The sequence below is a fragment of the Xanthomonas sp. MUS 060 genome (assembly GCF_000963215.1).
GTDB lineage: Bacteria > Pseudomonadota > Gammaproteobacteria > Xanthomonadales > Xanthomonadaceae > Xanthomonas_A.
The window spans coordinates 1-3,857 of sequence record NZ_JZIM01000057.1 but is presented as its reverse complement, the minus strand read 5'-3'; the positions used below and the strand labels follow the sequence as shown (position 1 = coordinate 3,857).

Annotated in this window: 6 protein-coding genes; all 6 read left to right on the top strand. The window is 60.5% G+C overall.

Features of this window, described 5'->3' with window-relative positions:
* Positions 1-1,117: condensation domain-containing protein (locus XANALMUS060_RS17930; protein ID WP_152640591.1), on the top strand; the 1,117-nt coding region annotated here is incomplete at its 5' end.
* Positions 1,000-2,022: a condensation domain-containing protein gene (locus tag XANALMUS060_RS17925; protein WP_235430590.1), complete on the top strand. Its 1,023-nt coding sequence runs from the start codon at positions 1,000-1,002 to the stop codon at positions 2,020-2,022. The genes XANALMUS060_RS17930 and XANALMUS060_RS17925, both read left to right, overlap by 118 nt.
* A gap of 132 nt (positions 2,023-2,154) precedes the next feature.
* Entirely contained in the window at positions 2,155-2,412 is a 258-nt protein-coding gene (locus XANALMUS060_RS20805; protein WP_161795478.1) for a hypothetical protein, read from the top strand.
* A 69-nt stretch (positions 2,413-2,481) separates the two neighbouring features.
* A complete protein-coding gene (locus tag XANALMUS060_RS22795; protein WP_255352402.1) occupies positions 2,482-2,607 on the top strand; it encodes a hypothetical protein in 126 nt (41 codons plus the stop codon).
* 50 nt (positions 2,608-2,657) lie between these two features.
* Positions 2,658-3,239 carry an AMP-binding protein gene (locus XANALMUS060_RS22865; protein ID WP_052688263.1) on the top strand — a complete coding sequence of 194 codons (582 nt, stop codon included), beginning with the start codon at positions 2,658-2,660 and terminating at the stop codon, positions 3,237-3,239.
* Between the two features lie 60 nt (positions 3,240-3,299).
* On the top strand, positions 3,300-3,857 hold a 558-nt coding region (locus tag XANALMUS060_RS22860; RefSeq protein WP_045739400.1), incomplete at its 3' end, for an AMP-binding protein.

Here is a 3,857-nt window from a genome sequence, read left to right as displayed (position 1 = left end):
GGCGCCTGCGTATGAAGCACCGCAGGGCGCGATCGAACAAGCCATTGCCGCGATCTGGCGTGAGCTGCTGGGTCTGGAGAGCATCGGGCGGCACGATAACTTCTTCGCACTCGGTGGACATTCGTTGTTGGCGGTACGAGTTGCTTCGCGCCTGCGTCAGGAATTGGGTGTCGAGATCGGCGTAGCGGAGTTGTTCGCGAATGCAACGCTGAAGGACCTTGCCGCCTGCGTGGCCTCTTCGTCCGGTGCGATCTTGCCGCCGATCCTGCCATTGCAGCCGGATGCGCCGCGCGTGCTGTCGTTTGCACAACAGCGGCTATGGTTCCTATCGCAGTTCGAGGGTGTCAGTCAGGCGTATCACATCAGCGGTGGCCTGCGTTTGCGCGGGGCGCTGGATGCGCACGCACTGCAACGTGCGTTGGATCGTATCGTGGCCCGGCATGCGTCGCTGCGCACGACCTTCGCGTTGGTGGATGGGCAGGCGTTGCAGCAAATCGCTGCCGAGGAGAGCGGCTTCCATTTGATCGCTCACGATCTGCGTGGTGTGCCTGATCGTGAGGAAGCGCTTGAGAAACTGCTGGAAGAGGAGGCACATGCGCCATTTTCGTTGGAGCAAGGTCCACTCATTCGTGGTCGGCTGATACGACTTGCCGACGACGAATCCGTGCTGTTCGTGACCATGCACCACATCGTCTCGGATGGATGGTCGATGGGGATCTTGATCAACGAGCTGAGCGTGTTGTATCGGGCGTTCGCACGTGGCGAAGCCGATCCGCTAGCACCGTTGCCAATCCAGTACGCCGACTATGCAAGCTGGCAGCGCCAATGGCTGGCGGGCGATGTACTGGAGCAACAGGCAACCTACTGGCGCGAGACGCTATCCGGTGCGCCGGTGTTGCTGGAACTGCCGACAGATCTTCCACGTCCAGCGAGACACCTGCGTATGAAGCACCGCAGGGCGCGATCGAACAAGCCATTGCCGCGATCTGGCGTGAGCTGCTGGGTCTGGAGAGCATCGGGCGGCACGATAACTTCTTCGCACTCGGTGGACATTCGTTGTTGGCGGTACGAGTTGCTTCGCGCCTGCGTCAGGAATTGGGTGTCGAGATCGGCGTAGCGGAGTTGTTCGCGAATGCAACGCTGAAGGACCTTGCCGCCTGCGTGGCCTCTTCGTCCGGTGCGATCTTGCCGCCGATCCTGCCATTGCAGCCGGATGCGCCGCGCGTGCTGTCGTTTGCACAACAGCGGCTATGGTTCCTATCGCAGTTCGAGGGTGTCAGTCAGGCGTATCACATCAGCGGTGGCCTGCGTTTGCGCGGGGCGCTGGATGCGCACGCACTGCAACGTGCGTTGGATCGTATCGTGGCCCGGCATGCGTCGCTGCGCACGACCTTCGCGTTGGTGGATGGGCAGGCGTTGCAGCAAATCGCTGCCGAGGAGAGCGGCTTCCATTTGATCGCTCACGATCTGCGTGGTGTGCCTGATCGTGAGGAAGCGCTTGAGAAACTGCTGGAAGAGGAGGCACATGCGCCATTTTCGTTGGAGCAAGGTCCACTCATTCGTGGTCGGCTGATACGACTTGCCGACGACGAATCCGTGCTGTTCGTGACCATGCACCACATCGTCTCGGATGGATGGTCGATGGGGATCTTGATCAACGAGCTGAGCGTGTTGTATCGGGCGTTCGCACGTGGCGAAGCCGATCCGCTAGCACCGTTGCCAATCCAGTACGCCGACTATGCAAGCTGGCAGCGCCAATGGCTGGCGGGCGATGTACTGGAGCAACAGGCAACCTACTGGCGCGAGACGCTATCCGGTGCGCCGGTGTTGCTGGAACTGCCGACAGATCTTCCACGTCCAGCGAGACAGGATGGACCATGCCGGTGCGATGCTGAAGGTGGTCGTCGATCCGCAGCGGACGCAGGCACTCAAAGCGCTGAGCCAGCGCCATGGCCTGACGCTATACATGACGCTCCTGGCGAGTTGGGCGCTACTGCTATCGCGTCTATCTGGTCAAGATGATGTGGTGATCGGCAGTCCGGTGGCCAATCGTAGTCGTTCGGAGACACTGCTATCGCGTCTATCTGGTCAAGATGATGTGGTNCAACCGCCACGCAGTCTGGCGCATACGCCACTGTTCCAGGTGATGTTCGCATGGCAGAACACACCGCAGGGCGCGCTGGATCTTGGCGCAATCGAGGCGCGCATCAGGACATCCCGTTCGAGCAGGTCGTCGAGCTGATTCAACCGCCACGCAGTCTGGCGCATACGCCACTGTTCCAGGTGATGTTCGCATGGCAGAACACACCGCAGGGCGCGCTGGATCTTGGCGCAATCGAGGCCAGTCAGTGGATTGGGTGTTGCACAGACGAGCGCGCAGTTCGACCTGTCGTTGTCGTTGGTCGAGAGTGAGGAGGGGATCGTCGGTAGTCTGACCTATGCCACCGCGCTGTTCGAGCATGCGACGAGTTCGACCTGTCGTTGTCGTTGGTCGAGAGTGAGGAGGGGATCGTCGGTAGTCTGACCTATGCCACCGCGCTGTTCGAGCATGCGACGGTGCGCAGCGATGGATGGGCCATTGGCGGCATCTGTTGGATGCGATGGTGACCGACGATGGATGGGCCATTGGCGGCATCTGTTGGATGCGATGGTGACCGATGGTGCTGAAGATCAGCTTGTTGGATGTATGTTTGCCGTTGCTGGACGATGCTGAGCGCCATCAGCTGTTGATGGAGTGGAATGCAACGACGAAGGATTATCCACGCGATGCCTGTGTACACGAACTGTTCGAGGCACAGGTGGCACGGACACCCTCCGCCATCGCGGTGGTGCAGGGCGAGGTGGCGCTGACGTATGGCGAATTGAATGCACGTGCGAACCGTCTGGCGCATTACCTACGCGAATTGGGCGTATGCCCGGATGATCGTGTGGCGATCTTGCCGTTGCTGGACGATGCTGAGCGCCATCAGCTGTTGATGGAGTGGAATGCAACGACGAAGGATTATCCACGCGATGCCTGTGTACACGAACTGTTCGAGGCACAGGTGGCACGGACACCCTCCGCCATCGCGGTGGTGCAGGGCGAGGTGGCGCTGACGTATGGCGAATTGAATGCACGTGCGAACCGTCTGGCGCATTACCTACGCGAATTGGGCGTATGCCCGGATGATCGTGTGGCGATCTGCATGCGTGCATGCAGCGCAGTGTGGAGATGGTGGTCGCGGTGCTGGCGGTGCTGAAGGCCGGTGGTGCCTAATGTACCACTGGACCCGGCTTATCCTGTCGAACGTCTCGCCTATATGCTGGAAGACAGCGCTCCGGTTGCGGTTCTGGCGCAGACATCGACCTCGACCCTGCTACTGACCGCGTCCGCGCCGATCATCAATCTGGACGAGTCGCACTGGCAGGATCGGTCGGTGTCGAATCTGTCGGACCCGGCTTATCCTGTCGAACGTCTCGCCTATATGCTGGAAGACAGCGCTCCGGTTGCGGTTCTGGCGCAGACATCGACCTCGACCCTGCTACTGACCGCGTCCGCGCCGATCATCAATCTGGACGAGTCGCACTGGCAGGATCGGTCGGTGTCGAATCTGTCGATGAATGGTCTGACCTCGGCGCATCTGGCCTATGTGATCTACACCTCCGGCCGGCTCCACGGGCCGGCCCAAGGGGGTGATGATCGAACATCCACGGGCCGGCCCAAGGGGGTGATGATCGAACACCGCAATACGGTGAATCTGCCTGCTGGCCTGGGCACAGCCCACGTCGTTGAACTTCGACCTAAAGTCCTGTTCTCCACGTCGTTGAACTTCGACCTGTCGGTCTATGAATGCTTTGTTTGTGCCTTTGGTGTGCGG